The following is a 16,236-nucleotide window of genomic DNA, read 5'->3' as shown; positions in this document are numbered from 1 at the left end:
TATCGAAAAAGGAAAGCCCATGCCCTCTCGCCTTGTTGCACCTCTCCTTTTGGCCGGAACCGTCTCGATGATCGGGGGGGCGGCTCTTGCAGAGCCTCCGCTGTGGGTGATCGAGGAGGAGGATGCGACCGTCTATATGGTGGGGACCATCCATCTGATGCGCGATGGGGCCGCGTGGCGCACCGAGGCCTTTGACGCCGCGTTCGAGGCGGCCGATGTGGTGTGGCTCGAACTGGCAGGCGCGGGCGATCCCGAGGCGATGGTGCCGGACATCATGGAGCGTGCGCTTTCGCCCGAGGCTTCGTTGAGTGAGAGGCTGGAGGCGGACGATTTCGCGCTGCTGGAGGACGCGCTCGAGACCTATGGGGTGCCTATCGAGGCGATCAATCATGTCCAGCCCTGGTTCGCGGCGCTGCAACTGACCACGATACCGCTGGTGGAAGCCGGGTTCGATCCGGCCAACAGCCTAGACCTCCTGATCGAAGCGGAGGCGGAGGACGCCGGCAAGCGGATTCTGGCCTTCGAGACGGTCGAGGAGCAGATCGAAACCCTGGCGGGGATGAGCGAGGAGGCGCAGATCGAAATGCTGCGCCAGACGCTGCTGGATATCCGTAATTCGGGTGATGCGATGGTCGAGCAGGTGGACGCCTGGGCCGATGGTGACCTGGACGCGCTGGCGGAGTCCATTGAGCAAGCCTATGTGACGGCGCCGGAATTCCACGACCGGCTCTTTACCCAGCGCAATATCGGCTTTGCCGACCAGATTGAGGAGATCGTGGCCGACGGGGGCACGGCGCTGGTCGCGGTGGGGCTCGGTCATTTCGTGGGCGAGGGCTCGATCCCCGAGCTGCTCGAGGCGCGTGGCTACGAGGTCGAGCTGCGCTGACCGGGTGCGCCCAGTGCGCGCGCGGCGGCATCTATGGTCTCGCTTACCGTGCCGCTGACGTCGATCAGGACGCCCAGTTCGTCCCGAGCCAGCGGCTCGAGGGTATCGAACTGGCTCTTGAGGAGGCTCGAGGGCATGAAGTGGCCCTTGCGACCCGACTGGCGCTCGGCGATCACCGCCTTGTCCCCATGAAGATGGACGAAGCCGATCGCCTCGCCCGCGTGCCGAACCAGAAAATCGCGATAGCTGCGCTTGAGCGCCGAGCAGGCGCACACGCTGCTGCCCATGCTCTGGGCGCGGTCGCGCATGGCGTTGGCGACGATCTCGAGCCAGGGCCAGCGGTCGGAATCCTCGAGCGCGTGTCCGCCGGCCATTTTGGCCACATTGGCCCTGGGGTGCAGATCGTCTGCGTCGATGAACGCTGCGCCGATGCGGTCGGCCAGCGCTTCGCCGATGGTGGACTTGCCCGATCCCGAGACGCCCATGACCACGAACAGCCGGGCCTTTCGCAAGCCCTCGGCGTTGGCCGAAGCGGTATCGAAGTGCGTTTCGTTCATTTCTCGTCTTGCCCCGTGCGCGGCGTGTAACCGGTTACATTTCTCGCATGATACCGGTACAGCCGCGCTCGCATTCTTGCCCCAAACCGATTAAACCGGGAGCACATCACTCGCGCCACCATGCTGTCTCATGCACGCAGCGCGCACCAAAGACAACATCCTCGGGGAGAAAACCAGATGCCTCAAGCAGATATCGGACTGGTCGGGCTCGGTGTCATGGGCGAAAACCTTGCGCTCAATATTGCGGACAACGGGTACAGGATCGCGGTGAACAACCGCACGCCCGACAAGATCGAGGCGTTCATCGCCAATGCCGGGCCGCTGGCCGACCGCGTCAGCGGCGACGCCGATATCGCAACCTTCGTGTCCATGCTGAAAGCGCCGCGCTCTGTCATCATCATGGTCAAGGCCGGCGATCCCGTGGACGCGGTGATCGCCCAACTCAAGCCGCACCTCGAGAAGGGCGACGTGATCATCGATGCGGGCAATGCCAATTATCACGACACGGTCCGGCGCTTTGCCGAGCTCGACGGCACGGGAATCGGATTTCTCGGCATCGGCGTCTCGGGCGGCGAGGAAGGCGCGCGGCACGGTCCCTCGATCATGGTCGGCGGGTCCGAGGACGAGTGGCACAATGCCGAAGAGGTGCTCAAGGCGATCTCGGCCAAGTTCAATGGCGAGCCGTGCTGCGCCTATCTTGGGACCGGGGGCGCGGGCCATTTCGTAAAGACGATCCACAATGGCATCGAGTATGCCGACATGCAGATGATCGCCGAGGTCTATGGCGTGATGCGTGACGGGCTGGACATGAGCCCGGCCCAGTGTGCCGAAGTGTTCCGCGAGTGGAACAAGGGGCCGCTCGATTCCTACCTGATCGAAATCACCTCTCACGTGCTCGACGCGGTGGACAGCAAATCCGGGCGCCCGCTGGTCGAGATCATCGTCGATCAGGCCGGCCAGAAGGGCACCGGGCGCTGGTCGGCGATCGAGGCGCTCAATCTCGGCGTGTCGGCAACAACGATCGAGGGTGCGGTGGCGGCGCGGTCGATCTCGGCCATGAAGCCAGAGCGGATCGCGGGCGAAAAACTCTATGGCGCGGCGCCCAAGGGCAAGGCGAGGGTCGACCTCAAGACGCTCGAGAACGCACTGCTGGCCGGCAAGATCGCCGCTTACGCGCAGGGCTTTGCCGTGATGGCCAAGGCTTCCGAAGAAAACGGATGGGATCTTCCGCTCGACGAGATCGCCAAGATCTGGCGCGCGGGTTGCATCATCCGCTCGCGGTTCCTGGACACGATTTCCCAGGCCTTCGCCAAGGGCGACGCGGCCAACCTTCTGACCCAGCCCGATTTCGTCACAATGATGAAAGAGTCCAACGGGTCGCTGCGCGAGGTCGTCGCCGCCTGTGCCATGGCCGAGTTGCCCACGCCGTGCCTGTCCTCGGCGCTCGCGTATTTCGACGCTTACCGGCAGGCGCAGGGGACCACCAACATTACCCAGGGCCAGCGCGACTTCTTCGGCGCGCATGGCTTCAAACGGACCGATGAGGACGGCGACTTCCACCATGACTGGCCTAGTCTGATCGGCAAGGCGGGCTGAGCCCCCGAGACCAACCAGATGGAAAACGCTGGGTCATTGACCCGGCGTTTTTCGTTGTCAGGTGTCTGGCCGCCGGTGGCGCCCGCTGCCCATGGAGCCCTCGTCGACAGGCGGGGCGTTGCCGGTGATCACGATGTTTTCGAGATCCATGAGGTCTTCGAGCGCGATGTCCTGCTCGCGCAATTGCTGCTCGATGGCTGGAAGATTGACGGCCTGGCCGTGCGGCGGGCTCATTACGGGCCTGGTCGCCTCCTCGGTCAGGTGCGAGCCGAAGAGGTCGAACCGGAACGCGGCGTAAAGGAAGACGCCGACGGAGAACGTGACAAGAATGCCCGAAGCAAAGAAGGGGGCTCCGGGGAACATGATCGGGGCGTTCTCGCCTGTAAAACGGGCAAAAAGCTGGGTGGCGGCCACCGGGGCGATGATGGCGGTGAGCGCGTTGGTGGCATTGACCGCGCCCTGAAGCTCGCCCTGGCGGTTGGAGCGCACATTGTTGGCCAGAAGACCGGTGAGGGCGGGCGCGGCCACCCCGCTCAGGGCGCCGATGACCAGGAACGTCCAGAGGCCGAGTTCGGTCCACACGAAGGCCACGCCGAACAGCGCCACGACGGCGAAGGAGAGGCCGATGAGGACTGTGCCGGCAGGGCCGACGAGCCGGTTGGCGGGCCCGATGAGAACGGCCTGGCTGAGCGCGAACAGGATCCCGAAGACCGCAAGTGAGCGGCCGACCTGAGAAGTGCTCCAGTCGAATTGCTGGATGGTGAAGAAGTTCCAGACGTTGGGATAGGTCTGCCCGGCGAGGGCAAACAGGAACAGGCAGCCCAGGAGCACGATGATCACCGGGCTGTGCCGGAAGGCCAGAATGGCGCCGAAGGGGTTGGCGCGCTTGAAGTTGAAGCGGCGGCGGCGGAACTTGGAGAGGCTTTCGGGCAGGACGAAAAAGCCGAAGACCACATTGGCGGCGGCGAGTGCCGCGGCGAAATAGAAGGGTGCCCGGGGCCCGAACTCGCCCAGCTCACCGCCGATCACCGGGCCGACGATAAAGCCCAGCCCGAAGGCCGCGCCGATCAGCCCGAAGCGCTGGGCGCGTTTTTCCTTGGGGGTAATGTCGGCGACATAGGCGGTTGCCGTTCCCATGGCCGCGCCGCAGATGCCAGAAAGTGCCCGGCCGACGAACAGCCAGATCAGCGTGGGGGCCCAGGCCATGATGAGGTAGTCCACCGAGAGCCCCACCAACGAGAGCAGGAGCACGGGCCGACGTCCCCAGCGATCCGAGAGGTTTCCCAGGATCGGGGAAAAGAAGAACTGCATGGTCGCATAAACGAACACGAGGTAGCCGCCTATGACCGCGGCTTCGACCACCGATTCCCCAGTGACCTCGAGGATCAGGCCGGGCAGGACGGGCAGGATTATGCCCAGTCCCACGATGTCGAGAAACACCGTGATCAGGATAAAGACGAGGGGCAGTCGCGACCGGTGATCTGCGCGCATCTGGTCCAGCTATGGTTATCGCGTTGCGTGCGGGGGGTCGCATAGTTGACCCCCCAAGACAATCCCCCCGGATCGGGGGGAGGTGCGGTTTCAGGAACTCTTCATGGTGTCAAAGCCGTAGAGCCAATCGAGTCGGCGCAGATGACCATGGGGACCTTGCATGCGGATGACGGTGTCACGGGCCAGCGAGAGCGGCCAGCGCATGTGGAAGGCGCGCCCGTTCGCTTCGGAGATGTCCATGACCTTGTGCACACGGGGCCTGCGGAGCGCGGTAAACCGCTGGAAGGCATGCTGGGCATTGGGCGAGGAATAGAGCAGGGGCGCCAGCGTCTCGGCATCCTCGATGGCCATGGCCGCGCCCTGCGCCTGGAAGGGCAGCATGGCGTGGGCCGCGTCCCCGATCAGCCCCACGGCGCCGCGGTGCCAGAGATCGGTGCGCACGGTGGAGACGACCCAGGGCGTCCACGTGTCGCCGGTTCGGGCAAGGAGAGATGAGAGGCGCTTGTTCATCCTTGGCTTGAGATCGGGCGCGCGGGCCGAGAGAAGGCCAGCCAACCGGCTTTCCGGCGCCGAGGAAAAAAGAACCACGTTGATGGCGTCGCGGTGGGGCAAAGGATAGATCACGCAGTGATAGCCCGAGCCCAGAACCAGCGATGTGCGGCGGCGGTCGACCAGCCCGTCGAGCGCGGCGGAGGGGGCGAGGGTGCGCCAGGCCACGCGGCCACTGTACTGCGCCTGCGGTCCGCCCAGAGCCCGCGTGCGGATATCCGAGCGCACGCCATCGGCGCCGACGACGGCAAAGGCACTCGCCTTGCGGGCCGTGCCATCCGCTTCGGAAAAGCGGACCCGGGGGGAGGGGCCGGACTGATCGATTTCCAGGTCTCTGGCGCCGGTCACCAGTTCGATATTGGCGAAGCGCCGGACGGCGGTGTGGAGCGCCTGGGCGAGATCGGCCCTGTGCATGACCACATAGGGCAACTTGTAGCGCTGGCGCATCTGGTCGCCCAGCGTGAGCGTCTGGATGGGTTTGCGCGCACCGCCGCGATAGATGTCGATCCCGTCGGGCTCAAAGCTGGTGGTGGCAATGGCCGGACCCAGGCCCATCCGATCGAGCGTGCGCCGCGCGTTGGGGCTGATCTGGAGACCGGCTCCGAGCTCGCTGATGACGGTCTCGCGCTCAAGAAGCGTGACGTGGAGACCGAACTTGGCCAGGGCAAGCGACAGCGAGAGCCCCGCTATGCCCGCGCCGACCACAACGATGGTGCGGTTGGCCGCCATCGGGTTCGATCCTCTCAGGCGTCTTCGAGGTGAAAGATCGCCGATTCGGGATTGGCAGACCCTCTTGGCAGGGCTGCGCTGAAGACAAAGAGCGTGGAGCAGTAGGGGCAGACGATCTCGTCGTCTCCACCCATGTCGAGAAAAACGTGCGGGTGATCGTAGGGCGGCTTGGCGCCCACGCACTGAAATTCCCGTGCGCCGATTTCGATGCGCGCCAGGCCTTCGGAGTTATGAAAATGGGGGGTGCTGTGCTGAGCCATGAGAGATCATTGCCGGTGGTTGGCGATTGGGCCGGACCATACCCATTAGGGGGCGTGATGGCCAGCGCTGATCTGGGCACGGTTGGCAGATCGCGGTGCGGCATTTAAAAGCAGTGGGCAGTTGCCCGATGAAAACCAGAGTCGAAAGAATCCCTTATGCCGATGTTTCAATCCGAAGGTTTCGATCTGCGCTACGAGGTCTTCGGAGAGGGCCCGCCCGTCATCGCGGTACACGGGTTCGGGTCCAATATCGAGATCAACTGGGTCAATACCGGCTGGGTCGAAACGCTCAACGCGGCAGGCTATCAGGTGGTAGCGTTGGACAATCGCGGGCACGGCAAGTCCGAAAAGATCTACGATCCGGACGTCTATGGCGCACAGGACATGGCGCGCGACGTGGCCAATCTGATCGACCACCTGGGGTTGGGGAAAGTGGCGCTGATCGGGTTTTCGATGGGTGCGCGGATATCGGCCTTCGTTTGCTTGCAGGCGCCGGAGAAGGTCGCCTGTGCGATTTTCGGGGGGCTGGGCGCCAATATGGTCAGCCCCATGATCGACAGCGACGAGATCATCGCGGCGCTCAAGGCGCCCGCACTTTCGGACGTGACGCACAAGACCGGGCGGCAGTTCCGGATCTTTGCCGACCACACCGGCAGCGATCGCGAGGCGCTGGCCGCCTGCATGGCCGGATCGCGCACGCGGATCACCGAGGAGCAGGTGGGCTCGATCCCCGTGCCCGTGCTGGTGGTGACGGGCAGCGAGGATACCACAGGGGGCGACGCGCCGACACTTGCGGGCATGATCCCCAAGGGCGAGGCGATTACCGTAGAGGGGCGCGATCACATGCGCACCACCGGCGATCCCAAGTTCAAGGCCGGGGCCCTGGAGTTCCTGGGGCGGATCCATCCGGCCTGAGGGCAGCGTGATTCTCAGGGCGCCGGCACGGCAGGGCGCGATTGGCGGGACGGAAGGCAAATGTGAACCAATTTGCCACGCTGCCCGTTGTCTGGGAGAATGAATCTCCTATATCTGGCCGTCTGGCAGGTTCCTCGGAGAACACAATGAGCACCAGCTTCAAGTCGTCTTCCAGGCTCAAGGCCATTGATCCGGTCTGGGATGCCATCGTTTCGGAAGGCCATCAGATCTGCGCGAGCGAACCATCGCTGACGCAGATGGTGATCTCCTGCGTGCTCAATCACGAGAGCTTCGAATCCGCGCTGGCCCACAGACTGGCCGCGCGGCTCGACCATGCTGACGTTCCCGCCGATCTGATCCGGCAGGCGCTCGACGATGTGCTCGTCGCGCACCCTGAGATCGGGGATGGCGCGCGCGCCGATCTCGCGGCGACCTATGAGCGCGATCCGGCCTGCGAGCGGGTGATCGAGCCGTTCCTGTTCTTCAAGGGCTTCCAGGCCATCCAGACCCACCGGTTCGCACACGCGCTCTGGCAGCAGGGGCGGCGGGATTTCGCGCTGTACCTGCAGAGCCGGGCCAGCGTCGTGTTCCAGGTGGACATCAACCCGGCCGCAAAGATCGGCAAGGGCATCATGCTCGACCATGCCACAGGCTTTGTCGTGGGCGAGACGGCCGAGATCGGCGATCACGTCTCGATCCTGCACAGCGTGACGCTTGGGGGGACGGGCAAGTCCGATCAGGACCGCCACCCCAAGATCGGGAACGGCGTGCTGATCGGTGCGGGTGCCAAGATCCTGGGCAATATCCGCGTGGGCGACTGCTCGCGCATCGCCGCGGGGTCGGTGGTTCTCAAGGAAGTGCCGCCGCGCACGACAGTGGCGGGCGTGCCTGCCCGGGTGGTGGGCGAAGCGGGATGCAACCAGCCTGCGACGGTGATGGATCAGATCGTGATGGTCCCCGTCAAGGATTGAGAGCTTCTGATTTCCCGTGCTTCGGCATTGAAGTGCAGCGCGTGATGGGTAATGGTCCGCCCACGCGAACCGGAGAAATTTTGTGAAGCACGAAGAAATCATCAAGCTGCAGAAGTATCTGCAAAAGAAATTCGCAAATGCGTCCATCGATGTGCGCCCGCGTCCCAAGCAGGACGACTCTGTCGAGCTGTATCTGGGCGACGAATTCATCGGGCTGATCTATCTCGATGAGGACGAGGGCGAGCGCTCCTACATGATGCAGGTCTCGATCCTCGATATCGATCTCGACGAAGTCAGCTAGAGCATATCCTGTTCTGATTGAAATCAGAGCAGGAGCTCAAAGTCTTTGATTTGTCGCGTTTGTGAACCGGAAAAGTGGGACCATCCCAGATCGGGGTCTGGGACAGGCATTTCCCGGAAACGCTTTAAGCGCAAAAGGACTTCGAGAAGCGCCCGTGAGACGATCCTGGGTGCTTCCCTTCCGCGGGAGCGGTGCACTGCTTCCTGCTCTTGGCGTTTGCGAGGTCATCTCGGCGAACGCGTTTAACGTCGCAGCCCGTCCAGCCATTGCTCGACCGTCCGGTCGAAAGCCCGCCAATTTGCCAGCGCATGTGGCGCGAACCTGATCACGGCTGTGTTGCGGTCCGAGAGCGGGAGCGCGCGCAGGCATGTGAGCCCGGGCGTCTCCGTCGAGATAGGCTGCATGCACTTGGCGGCGAAGGGCTGGGCGCTCAGCGGGTCGTACCACACCGTTTCCCCGGACGTGCCGGCATCGCCATCGAGCGGCTTGCCCACCAGACCCGGAACCCCCGAGGCCTGACCGGTGCCGAACTGGCGCATGTACACCGAATCCAGAAGCGTGGCGCTGGGGACGATTCGGCCGCGCGGCACAATGGTCATCCCGATTTCGGTGAGTGCGCCGGCCGGCCCCAGAGGCAGGGTAAAGGCGAGGTCCATGCGCTCGGCAAAGCCCTCCCGGTGCTGTCCCGGCTGGGGCAGGAGCGCCGCGGGCACCACATAGTGCTGGGCGCCGATCGTCTTGATGTAGGTGGCCTCCAGCGCCGCCGCGGCGGACCGCTCGGCCCGCCAATCGAGCCAGGTCGAAATTCCAAGGGCCGCGCCCATGCCAATAATCGCGACCGTGAGCGCGATCACTGCAAGCGTGTAGGGGAGGGACGAGGTGGTCGCAGACGGACGCGACAGGCCGGATGCGCTCATCGTGGATACGTCTTCACAATTAACCAACCGGGGTGAGCCTGCATGACAAGCAGTGTGAACCCCGATATGCTTAATAAACCATTAAGCAAATGCGGTATGTGCCGAGAACAAGGGGTGGTGATTCACCATGCACGATCTTGTCCTGTCCATGTTCATCATCGGGGTGGGATTGTGCGTAGCTGGCATGGGGACGCATCTCTACCAGGGCGTCGCGCGTCAGACAGCGGTGTTCCGATGGCATGGGGAGACGGGGATCGAGGCCGTCCTCAATCTGTTCGTGAGTTTTGTCTGCGGTCCCTATCTGATGCTGCGCCTGGGGTTCTCATCTGATGAAAGCAACCGCATCTCGACCACCTCGGCGCTTCTGGCGTCCTTCATCGCCTTTGGCTGGAGCTTTTTCACCGGGCTGATGATCCTTGGCACCTATGTGGGGATCATGCGCGCGATCGCATGAAAATGGCCGGCCTTTCGTGTGAAAGGCCGGCCCAGTTGGCGCCCGATGTCGGGGAGGCGCGAGGCGTTGGCTCAGTAACCGGCAGTGACGGCGACCTCGCCGCGGGCGTCGAGGATATCGACCCACTGGCCGGCGTGGGTCTGTGACTGGCGCTTGAGATATGTGTAGGGGGTGTCGGTCCAGATCTTGATGAGGCTGTCCTGATTGTCGAGGACGAGGTCACCGCGGTCGGTGCGGACCATCAGAACGGCATGGCCTTCGCCGTCGGGCTGGGACACCACCGTGATCAGCAAATTCGAGGCATCCCAGCCCCGCTCGATGAGCGCGGCGCGCTTGCCGATGACGATGTCCTCGCAATCACCATAGCCGTTGACCGGATAGGTCCAGAACTCCGGAGCGCCGTAAAGGTCCTGGTCGCTGGCGGGAGTCACCGTGACGTTGTAGTGGTTGTTGACCGCCTGCAGGTCCGCCCATTTTGCATCGGTCAGGTTGACGCGATCGCCGGGAGTGTGGAACGCTTGGCAATCGCCGGAGCGGCGCTGGCAGTATTCGTGGTGGCCGATGGGCACCGAGGTTGGGCCGGCGACGCTTGCGAAAGCCGGATGCCCATAATGATCCTGGGCCATTGCCAGAGTGGTCATGCCGGTCAGTGCCAGAAGGCCGATAAGGCCGGATGCGACGATCGATTTGATGTTCATTGTGCAATCTCCCCGATGGAGATCACGGTAACCGGGGCGAATTGCACCGATCCGAAAACTGATAGCCAGTTTTGAATCGAGTTTGATCTGGTTTATTTACAGGCTGTTAGCCATGAAAAATCACACGGAGAATCCGGTATGGGGCCTGAAGCGCTAAGGGCGAGACTGATTGCGTCCAACATCGCCGATCCCCAGGATATCGAGGGATGTACACCCGAGGAGATCGACCATCTGGTCTCCCGGTTCGGGCCCCTGCCGGAGTCCTACAGGGATATCCTGTCGGTCATCGGGCACCGCGCGGGGAGGCTTGTGGACGACCATGCGGACTGGGTCTATTTCGATCAGCTCGGGCGGATCAACCGGCAGGCCCGGGATGTGATCGACGAATATGCCGAAGACGACATCGATCCGGACGTGCCCGAAGAGGCGCTGTTCATCGCCGCCCACCACGGGGAAAAGCCCATGTACCTCCTGGCTGAGGGCCATGCGGACTCGGCGGTGTGGGTGCTGGACTTCGCATCGGGTAGGGTCAAGAAAGTCCACGACTCGGTCTGGGCATGGATCGAGGAACTCCTCGTCAGCGCCGAGGCCGCGATCGCGGCCGGGGAGCCCGAGCACAATTCGCGGCGTGCGCCCGACCTGCAGGATTAGAGCGTTTCGATGATAACCGGAGACACCCGTCCGGTTCGGAAACGCCACAGCTCAGCGGCCTAAAGCATTCCGAGGAACTGCTTGAGTTCGGGCGTTCCGGGATTGGCGAAGACTTCGGCGGGTGGTCCGACCTCGTGCACGCGGCCCTGGTGCATGAACACGACCCGGTCGCAGACATCGCGGGCGAACTTCATCTCATGGGTCACCATGACCAGCGTCATCCCCTCGGCCGCCAGTTGCTTGACCACCGCCAGAACCTCGCTCACCAGCTCTGGGTCGAGCGCTGAGGTGATCTCATCGCAAAGAAGGCCCATTGGCTCCATGGCAAGGGCGCGGGCGATCGCAACCCGCTGCTGCTGGCCGCCGGACAGCTCGTCGGGATAGGCATCGAATTTTTCGGAGAGGCCGACCTGCTCGAGCATGCGGCGGGCCATCCCCTCGGCCTCTGGGGCGGGCGTCTTTTTGACGACCTGCTGGCTGAGCATGACGTTCCGGCCAGCGGTGAGATGAGGGAAGAGATTGAAGGACTGGAAGATCATCCCGATCTTGAGCCGCAATTGCCGCAGGGCGGCCTCTCCGGGCAGCAGTTGGGCTCCGGCCACGGAGATCGCGCCGTCATTGATCTGCTCGAGGCCATTGATGCAGCGCAGGAGGGTCGATTTACCCGATCCGGATTTTCCGATGATCGCCACTACCTCGCCCCGGCCGACCTCAAGCGTGATGCCCTTGAGGACCTCGTTTTCGCCGAAGCGCTTTCTGACGTCAGTGACGGTTATGAGAGACATTTAGTCTCCTTTCGAGAATCTGGCTGCTTTTCGAGAGCGGCCAGCACAGGGCAAAGTAGATCAGCGCGACGAGCCCATAGACGAGAAAGGGCTGGAAGGTTGCATTGGTGAGCGTGGTGCCGGCCCGTGTGAGCTCGATGAAGCCGATGATCGAGGTGAGCGCGGTTCCTTTGACCACCTGCACCGAAAAGCCGACCGTGGGCGGTATGGCGATCCTGATGGCCTGGGGCAGGATGACGTAGCGCATCTGCTCGAACCGGCTCATGGCAAGACTCGCCGAGGCTTCCCACTGCCCCTTGGCAATCGCCTGGACGCAGCCGCGCCAGATCTCCGACAGGAAGGCGGCCGTCCACAGGATGAGCGCGGTGCCCGCTGCAAGCCATGCGGGCACGGTGAAGCCGAGCAGGGCCATGCCGAAAAAGGCGAGGAAAAGCTGCATCAGGAGCGGGGTGCCCTGGAAGAGCTCGATATAGCCGCGCGCGATCGCGGAGACGATGCGGTTTTTGCTGATGCGCATCGACATCACGATCAGCCCGACAAGGCCCCCACCGATGAACGACACCAGCGACAGCAGGATGGTCCAGCGCGTGGCCAGCAGCAGATTGCGGATGATGTCCCAGTAGGTGAACTCGATCATCGCGCTGCCTTTCGCCGGGGAAACAGGACCCAGCCCAGAGCGTCGAGCGCAAAGCGCAGCAGGATGGACAGCCCCAGATAAACCACCGTGGCGACGATATAGGTCTCGAATGCCCGGAAATTGCGCGACTGGATGAAATTGGCCGCGTAGGTGAGGTCCTCGGCCGCGACCTGCGACACGACCGCCGAGCCGAGCATGACAATGACGATCTGAGAGCTCAGCGCCGGCCAGATGCGCTGGAGGGCGGGGATCAGCACCACATGGCGAAAGGTCTGGATGCGGCTCATGGCGAGGCTCGCGCCGGCCTCGAACTGGCCTTTGGGCGTCGCCTGAATGCCGGCCCTGATGATCTCGCAGCTATAGGCGCCCAGATTGACGATCATCGCGAGGGTCGCTGCCTGCAACTCGTTCATCTGGACGCCCAGGGAAGGCAGGCCGAAGAAGATGAAGAAGAGCTGCACCATGAATGGCGTGTTGCGGATCAGCTCGACATAGGCGGCCACGGGTGGCCGCGCCCAGACAGGCCCGAGGGCCCGCGTCCACGCGCAGACGATGCCCAGGATGCAGCCGGCAACGGCGCCCACCGCGATCAGATAGATCGTGATGCCGATGCCGTGCAGGAGCACGGGCATATACTGGGGAATCCAGCCGAAATTGAGCTGATAGCCCATCGATCGCTCTCCGGGAGAGGAAGGGGGAGCGGGCCGGCGCCGATCGCGCCGACACGCCGCGCGTGATCACAGGTCCTCGGGAAGCTCCTGGCCGAGCCATTCCATGGAGATGGCCTCGAGCGATCCGTCGGTCTTGGCCTCCGCGATGATCTCGTTGATCGCTGCCTTGAGCGCATCCTCGCCCTGGTTGAGCCCGATATAGCAGGGCGAATCCTGGACCAGGAACTTGATTTCGGGCCGGATGTCGGGGTCGCGCTCGAGAATGGCGGCCGCAACGACGTTGCCGGTAGCGATCAGTTCGACCTGGCCGGACAGGAAGGCCGAAATGGTGCCGTTGTTGTCCTCGTAGCGGCGCATGGTGACGCCGTCGCCGATCATGTCGGTGAGGGTGAGATCCTCGACCGACCCGCGCGTTACGCCGACGATCTGGCCATCAAGATCCTCGACGCTGCCCACGTCGATGCTGTCGGGCCCGAAGACGCCGTTAAAGAAGGGCGCATAGGCATCGGTGAAGTCGATGACCGCCTCGCGCTCGGCATTCTTGCCGAGACTGGAAATGACGAGATCGACCATGTCCGTCTGCAGATAGGGGATGCGGTTGGCGCTGGTGACGGGAACGATCTCGACGTCGACGCCAAGCCGCTCGCCGATGAGCATGGCCATGTCGATGTCGTACCCGACAGGCTGGAGATCGGTGCCCACGCTGCCGAAGGGCGGGAAGTCCTGCGGGACCGCGATGCGGATCGTGCCGGTTTCCATGATCGTCTCGAGCGCATCGGCGTGGGCGGGCGCCGTGGCCCCGGCCAGTGTCGCCAAGGCTGCGGCGAGGGCGATGAATGAACGTCTCTGCATTGCGGTTCCCCGTGTTCCAGTGTCTGACGGGGAAAAGAGTTGCAAGCGCTGTGCCAGCGCCCGGTTTCCGGGGCTGTACGCCTGGTGCTCGCGGCTTCCAATGCCGGATTTGCGCGTTTGATGGGCAGGGCAAGCCAAGCTGCTCAAGTGATGAGCAGCTTGGCGTGATGTGCCCGGCTATGACAGGCCGGCATTTGCGATGGCTAGAGCTGCTGCTCTGATGGAATCGGAACAGGCGTTCCAAGTCTTTGAACTGTCGCGGCTGAACCGGCGAAGTGTTCTCACTGTTTCTGTAAACGCTCTAGTGGCGCTCGTAGAAGGCGTTGCCGCCGGCGACCAGCACGTAGTGCATGTTCTTGTAAGGGAAGGTGAGCCCGGCGGTGTGGAAGTATTTCGCGCCGCGTACGCCGTGATGGCGCTTGCCGCGCAACACATCGCTGGCCACCCTGGAAGCGCGCTCGACGCTGCGCGGCTCGGTCATGGCGCGCGTGAGCACGCCGGGCGCGAACTGGTTCTTCTGGCCGACGACACCGCACACATCGTCGGGAAAAGCCCGGTCATCGACCCGGTTCATGACGACGGTGCCGACCGCCAGCATGCCCTCATCGCTCGAACGGATGGATTCGAAATACATGGCGCGTACGAGACATTCATGCGCCCCTTTTCCGCCACCCCAGCCAAAGAGGGTGATGCACCCCGAAAGCGTGGTGGCCAGCACGGCGCCGGCCATAAGTGTGCTCAGGGTGCGAAATGGGGTGGTCATGGAAAAATCCGTCCAAACAGCATGGGGCCTCCCAGCACTGAGAACGCTAAACTAAACCATGGGACGTTAATGGTGTGTTGACCAAGACCGATCGGCGGCACCGGGCAGGCGCGATCAGTTGATCCGCAGGTTCTGCTGGACCACGGTGAGCATTTCCTGGACCGAGGCGAACTCGACCGCGATGCCGTCGGGGAAATGGCGCACCACGCGGGCGCGCATGCGCCCGAGGGTCACCGGCGTGCCTATGGCCGGCCGCACGTCCATCTCGACGGCGGCGCCGCCGAGCGAGATGTCGGTGATCTTGCAATTGTAGCGCCGACCATCCTCGAGAAGGATCGAGGAATGCCGGATATCGGGGACCACACGCTCGTGACGGCGGTCTTCGGGCAGATCGAGAAGGTCCTTGTTGGCCAGCCAGGTGAGCTGGGCGGCCATCTTGTCGCGCTTGCGGGGGGAGGCGATGAGGTCCATCCGGAACCCGCCGTCGATCAGCGCGAGAATACGGCCTTCCACGCGGCCCAGATGATCGAGGTAGGCGACGACTTTCTCGCCCTCGATCCCGACCACGGGCGCGATGACGCATGCATCGCCGGGGGACATCTCGATGACCTGGCAGGGAAACTCACGCCGGTCGGCGAGCATGTAACGGCCAAGAAGCGAAACCCGAACGCTCTGGAATCGATCCTCGGTTTCGCGCGGGCCGCGCTGGGCCCGGGTCGCCAAGGCAAGGTTCTCGGTGAGCATTTGGGCTCTCGCTGAATCGTCGCGGATTATCGGTCAGGTCAACCTTAAGTGCATTTGCCTTAACGGTTGGTAAGGCCAGCGCTGCCGATTTTAGTCCAATCGCTTCCGCAGCGCTACTGGGCTTTGCCGCCGTCGATGACCGCCAGATGCGCATAGCGCCGGGCGGAGACGCCGGCCAGGCTCGAGGGCATGGACGGCATGGGTTCGCGCAGGGCGGCGCCGAACCGCGTGGTCTGATCGCTGTCGCTGGCGATGGAGAAACCGGTGGCGATCGAATCGGAGGCGTCGTCGGGCCAGATCAGCCGCAGGCCCGTGATCCGCTGCTGCACGATGGGGTGAATGCCGAGCCAGTACGGGGTATCGAGCGCCGTCATGCTGCCCATGATGCGCGAGCAGGTGACCCCGTTGTGGCGCAGGGGAAAAAGTGCCGTCTCGAAGGCGAGGGTCTCGTTGCGCTCGGAGCGACCCTCGAAGGTGAGAACGGCAATCGCGTGGTCCTCGGTGACGGCGCGCACCAGCGTATCGAGCGCGTCCCGGTCCCGGGCCGGCCAGAGCGCGCCGAAGCTGCGGCCCTTGAGCTCGCGGCAATAGCTGGCGCACAGATGCGAGCCCGCGAGCCGGAAGGAAAAGTCCAGCCCATCCTCGGATTCGAGGATGAAGGTATAGGCGAGGGCGTCCCGGATACGGGTGGGATCGATGTCGCGCCGATCAGGGGCGCTGCGGGCGCCGCGGATGTCGTTCCAGTACGAGTAGAGCGTTTTTGTGCTGCGCAGTTGCATCGTGTCCCGCTATCCCCAATAGGTAAGTGA

The 16,236-nt window shown here is 63.6% G+C and carries 19 protein-coding genes and 1 pseudogene; 7 read left to right on the top strand and 13 right to left on the bottom strand.

What is annotated here, in order from left to right:
* The first annotated feature begins 19 nt into the window (after positions 1-19).
* Positions 20-886 carry a TraB/GumN family protein gene (locus tag EO136_RS04210; protein WP_164730433.1) on the top strand — a complete coding sequence of 289 codons (867 nt, stop codon included), beginning with the start codon at positions 20-22 and terminating at the stop codon, positions 884-886.
* Here the strand turns inward: EO136_RS04210 and EO136_RS04205 are convergent.
* Positions 865-1,443 carry a gluconokinase gene (locus EO136_RS04205; protein ID WP_206513263.1) on the bottom strand — a complete coding sequence of 193 codons (579 nt, stop codon included), beginning with the start codon at positions 1,441-1,443 and terminating at the stop codon, positions 865-867. The genes EO136_RS04210 and EO136_RS04205 overlap by 22 nt on opposite strands.
* 177 nt (positions 1,444-1,620) lie before the next feature.
* Here EO136_RS04205 and gndA point away from each other — a divergent pair, with 177 nt between their 5' ends.
* Positions 1,621-3,039, top strand: coding sequence for an NADP-dependent phosphogluconate dehydrogenase (gene gndA, locus EO136_RS04200; protein ID WP_127143218.1), 1,419 nt, complete (start codon positions 1,621-1,623; stop codon positions 3,037-3,039).
* A gap of 57 nt (positions 3,040-3,096) precedes the next feature.
* Here the strand turns inward: gndA and EO136_RS04195 are convergent, their stop codons facing one another.
* From EO136_RS04195 to EO136_RS04185, 3 genes are all read right to left on the bottom strand, one after another.
* Positions 3,097-4,530 (bottom strand): TCR/Tet family MFS transporter, encoded by a 1,434-nt coding sequence (locus EO136_RS04195; protein ID WP_127143217.1) that lies wholly within the window; start codon positions 4,528-4,530, stop codon positions 3,097-3,099.
* A gap of 90 nt (positions 4,531-4,620) precedes the next feature.
* The gene (locus EO136_RS04190; RefSeq protein ID WP_127143216.1) at positions 4,621-5,808 is read right to left on the bottom strand and encodes an FAD-dependent monooxygenase; all 1,188 of its coding nucleotides are present in this window, start codon (positions 5,806-5,808) and stop codon (positions 4,621-4,623) included.
* Between the two features lie 14 nt (positions 5,809-5,822).
* Positions 5,823-6,068: a zinc-finger domain-containing protein gene (locus tag EO136_RS04185; protein ID WP_127143215.1), complete on the bottom strand. Its 246-nt coding sequence runs from the start codon at positions 6,066-6,068 to the stop codon at positions 5,823-5,825.
* 162 nt (positions 6,069-6,230) lie between these two features.
* Between EO136_RS04185 and EO136_RS04180 the strand changes: the two genes are divergently transcribed.
* The 3 genes from EO136_RS04180 to EO136_RS04170 all read left to right on the top strand — a co-directional run bounded on the left by EO136_RS04180 (position 6,231) and on the right by EO136_RS04170 (position 8,255).
* On the top strand, positions 6,231-6,983 hold the full coding sequence (locus EO136_RS04180) for an alpha/beta fold hydrolase (RefSeq protein ID WP_246018257.1): 753 nt from the start codon (positions 6,231-6,233) through the stop codon (positions 6,981-6,983).
* Between the two features lie 146 nt (positions 6,984-7,129).
* Positions 7,130-7,954 carry a serine O-acetyltransferase gene (gene cysE / locus EO136_RS04175; RefSeq protein WP_127143213.1) on the top strand — a complete coding sequence of 275 codons (825 nt, stop codon included), beginning with the start codon at positions 7,130-7,132 and terminating at the stop codon, positions 7,952-7,954.
* 82 nt (positions 7,955-8,036) lie between these two features.
* Positions 8,037-8,255 (top strand): DUF3126 family protein, encoded by a 219-nt coding sequence (locus EO136_RS04170; RefSeq protein WP_127143212.1) that lies wholly within the window; start codon positions 8,037-8,039, stop codon positions 8,253-8,255.
* A gap of 242 nt (positions 8,256-8,497) precedes the next feature.
* On the opposite strand, the gene EO136_RS04165 is transcribed toward EO136_RS04170, so the two are convergent.
* Complete coding sequence (locus tag EO136_RS04165; protein WP_127143211.1) at positions 8,498-9,172, bottom strand: hypothetical protein; 675 nt, start codon at positions 9,170-9,172, stop codon at positions 8,498-8,500.
* Positions 9,173-9,299: 127 nt separating this feature from the next.
* Between EO136_RS04165 and EO136_RS04160 the strand changes: the two genes are divergently transcribed.
* Positions 9,300-9,626, top strand: a complete 327-nt coding sequence (locus EO136_RS04160; protein WP_127143210.1) for a DUF6949 family protein — start codon at positions 9,300-9,302, stop codon at positions 9,624-9,626.
* Between the two features lie 71 nt (positions 9,627-9,697).
* On the opposite strand, the gene EO136_RS04155 is transcribed toward EO136_RS04160, so the two are convergent.
* Positions 9,698-10,324: a transglutaminase-like cysteine peptidase gene (locus tag EO136_RS04155; RefSeq protein WP_127143209.1), complete on the bottom strand. Its 627-nt coding sequence runs from the start codon at positions 10,322-10,324 to the stop codon at positions 9,698-9,700.
* Between the two features lie 138 nt (positions 10,325-10,462).
* On the opposite strand from EO136_RS04155, the gene EO136_RS04150 reads away from it, so the two are divergent.
* The gene (locus EO136_RS04150) at positions 10,463-10,975 is read left to right on the top strand and encodes an SMI1/KNR4 family protein (protein WP_127143208.1); all 513 of its coding nucleotides are present in this window, start codon (positions 10,463-10,465) and stop codon (positions 10,973-10,975) included.
* Positions 10,976-11,034: 59 nt separating this feature from the next.
* Here the strand turns inward: EO136_RS04150 and EO136_RS04145 are convergent, their stop codons facing one another.
* The 7 genes and pseudogenes from EO136_RS04145 to EO136_RS04115 all read right to left on the bottom strand — a co-directional run bounded on the left by EO136_RS04145 (position 11,035) and on the right by EO136_RS04115 (position 16,206).
* Positions 11,035-11,760 (bottom strand): amino acid ABC transporter ATP-binding protein, encoded by a 726-nt coding sequence (locus tag EO136_RS04145; protein WP_127143207.1) that lies wholly within the window; start codon positions 11,758-11,760, stop codon positions 11,035-11,037.
* Positions 11,738-12,397: an amino acid ABC transporter permease gene (locus EO136_RS04140; protein ID WP_127143206.1), complete on the bottom strand. Its 660-nt coding sequence runs from the start codon at positions 12,395-12,397 to the stop codon at positions 11,738-11,740. Before EO136_RS04140 ends, EO136_RS04145 begins: the two co-directional genes overlap by 23 nt.
* On the bottom strand, positions 12,394-13,068 hold the full coding sequence (locus tag EO136_RS04135) for an amino acid ABC transporter permease (RefSeq protein ID WP_127143205.1): 675 nt from the start codon (positions 13,066-13,068) through the stop codon (positions 12,394-12,396). The genes EO136_RS04140 and EO136_RS04135 overlap by 4 nt, the downstream gene beginning before the upstream one ends.
* A gap of 66 nt (positions 13,069-13,134) precedes the next feature.
* A complete protein-coding gene (locus EO136_RS04130; RefSeq protein ID WP_127143204.1) occupies positions 13,135-13,920 on the bottom strand; it encodes a transporter substrate-binding domain-containing protein in 786 nt (261 codons plus the stop codon).
* Between the two features lie 307 nt (positions 13,921-14,227).
* A pseudogene (locus EO136_RS04125) lies at positions 14,228-14,572 on the bottom strand (cell wall hydrolase); the annotation flags it as partial.
* A gap of 225 nt (positions 14,573-14,797) precedes the next feature.
* Positions 14,798-15,427, bottom strand: coding sequence for a PilZ domain-containing protein (locus tag EO136_RS04120; protein WP_127143202.1), 630 nt, complete (start codon positions 15,425-15,427; stop codon positions 14,798-14,800).
* Between the two features lie 113 nt (positions 15,428-15,540).
* Positions 15,541-16,206: a PAS domain-containing protein gene (locus EO136_RS04115; RefSeq protein WP_127143201.1), complete on the bottom strand. Its 666-nt coding sequence runs from the start codon at positions 16,204-16,206 to the stop codon at positions 15,541-15,543.
* Positions 16,207-16,236: the final 30 nt, after the last annotated feature.

Source organism: Pelagibacterium montanilacus (assembly GCF_003992665.1).
Taxonomy (GTDB): Bacteria; Pseudomonadota; Alphaproteobacteria; order Rhizobiales; family Devosiaceae; genus Pelagibacterium; species Pelagibacterium montanilacus.
The sequence above is the reverse complement of the archived record's forward strand: the minus strand, read 5'-3'. Positions and strand labels throughout refer to the sequence as shown.

Bases quoted from the DNA above. Each gene is read 5' to 3' on its own strand.
- EO136_RS04195 (WP_127143217.1), bottom strand. From the start codon at position 4,530: ATGCGCGCAGATCACCGGTCGCGACTGCCCCTCGTCTTTATCCTGATC.
- cysE (WP_127143213.1), top strand. From the start codon at position 7,130: ATGAGCACCAGCTTCAAGTCGTCTTCCAGGCTCAAGGCCATTGATCCG.
- EO136_RS04135 (WP_127143205.1), bottom strand. From the start codon at position 13,068: ATGGGCTATCAGCTCAATTTCGGCTGGATTCCCCAGTATATGCCCGTG.
- EO136_RS04210 (WP_164730433.1), top strand. From the start codon at position 20: ATGCCCTCTCGCCTTGTTGCACCTCTCCTTTTGGCCGGAACCGTCTCG.
- EO136_RS04180 (WP_246018257.1), top strand. From the start codon at position 6,231: ATGTTTCAATCCGAAGGTTTCGATCTGCGCTACGAGGTCTTCGGAGAG.
- EO136_RS04160 (WP_127143210.1), top strand. From the start codon at position 9,300: ATGCACGATCTTGTCCTGTCCATGTTCATCATCGGGGTGGGATTGTGC.
- EO136_RS04150 (WP_127143208.1), top strand. From the start codon at position 10,463: ATGGGGCCTGAAGCGCTAAGGGCGAGACTGATTGCGTCCAACATCGCC.
- EO136_RS04140 (WP_127143206.1), bottom strand. From the start codon at position 12,397: ATGATCGAGTTCACCTACTGGGACATCATCCGCAATCTGCTGCTGGCC.
- EO136_RS04130 (WP_127143204.1), bottom strand. From the start codon at position 13,920: ATGCAGAGACGTTCATTCATCGCCCTCGCCGCAGCCTTGGCGACACTG.
- gndA (WP_127143218.1), top strand. From the start codon at position 1,621: ATGCCTCAAGCAGATATCGGACTGGTCGGGCTCGGTGTCATGGGCGAA.
- EO136_RS04145 (WP_127143207.1), bottom strand. From the start codon at position 11,760: ATGTCTCTCATAACCGTCACTGACGTCAGAAAGCGCTTCGGCGAAAAC.
- EO136_RS04115 (WP_127143201.1), bottom strand. From the start codon at position 16,206: ATGCAACTGCGCAGCACAAAAACGCTCTACTCGTACTGGAACGACATC.
- EO136_RS04185 (WP_127143215.1), bottom strand. From the start codon at position 6,068: ATGGCTCAGCACAGCACCCCCCATTTTCATAACTCCGAAGGCCTGGCG.
- EO136_RS04155 (WP_127143209.1), bottom strand. From the start codon at position 10,324: ATGAACATCAAATCGATCGTCGCATCCGGCCTTATCGGCCTTCTGGCA.
- EO136_RS04190 (WP_127143216.1), bottom strand. From the start codon at position 5,808: ATGGCGGCCAACCGCACCATCGTTGTGGTCGGCGCGGGCATAGCGGGG.
- EO136_RS04120 (WP_127143202.1), bottom strand. From the start codon at position 15,427: ATGCTCACCGAGAACCTTGCCTTGGCGACCCGGGCCCAGCGCGGCCCG.
- EO136_RS04165 (WP_127143211.1), bottom strand. From the start codon at position 9,172: ATGAGCGCATCCGGCCTGTCGCGTCCGTCTGCGACCACCTCGTCCCTC.
- EO136_RS04205 (WP_206513263.1), bottom strand. From the start codon at position 1,443: ATGAACGAAACGCACTTCGATACCGCTTCGGCCAACGCCGAGGGCTTG.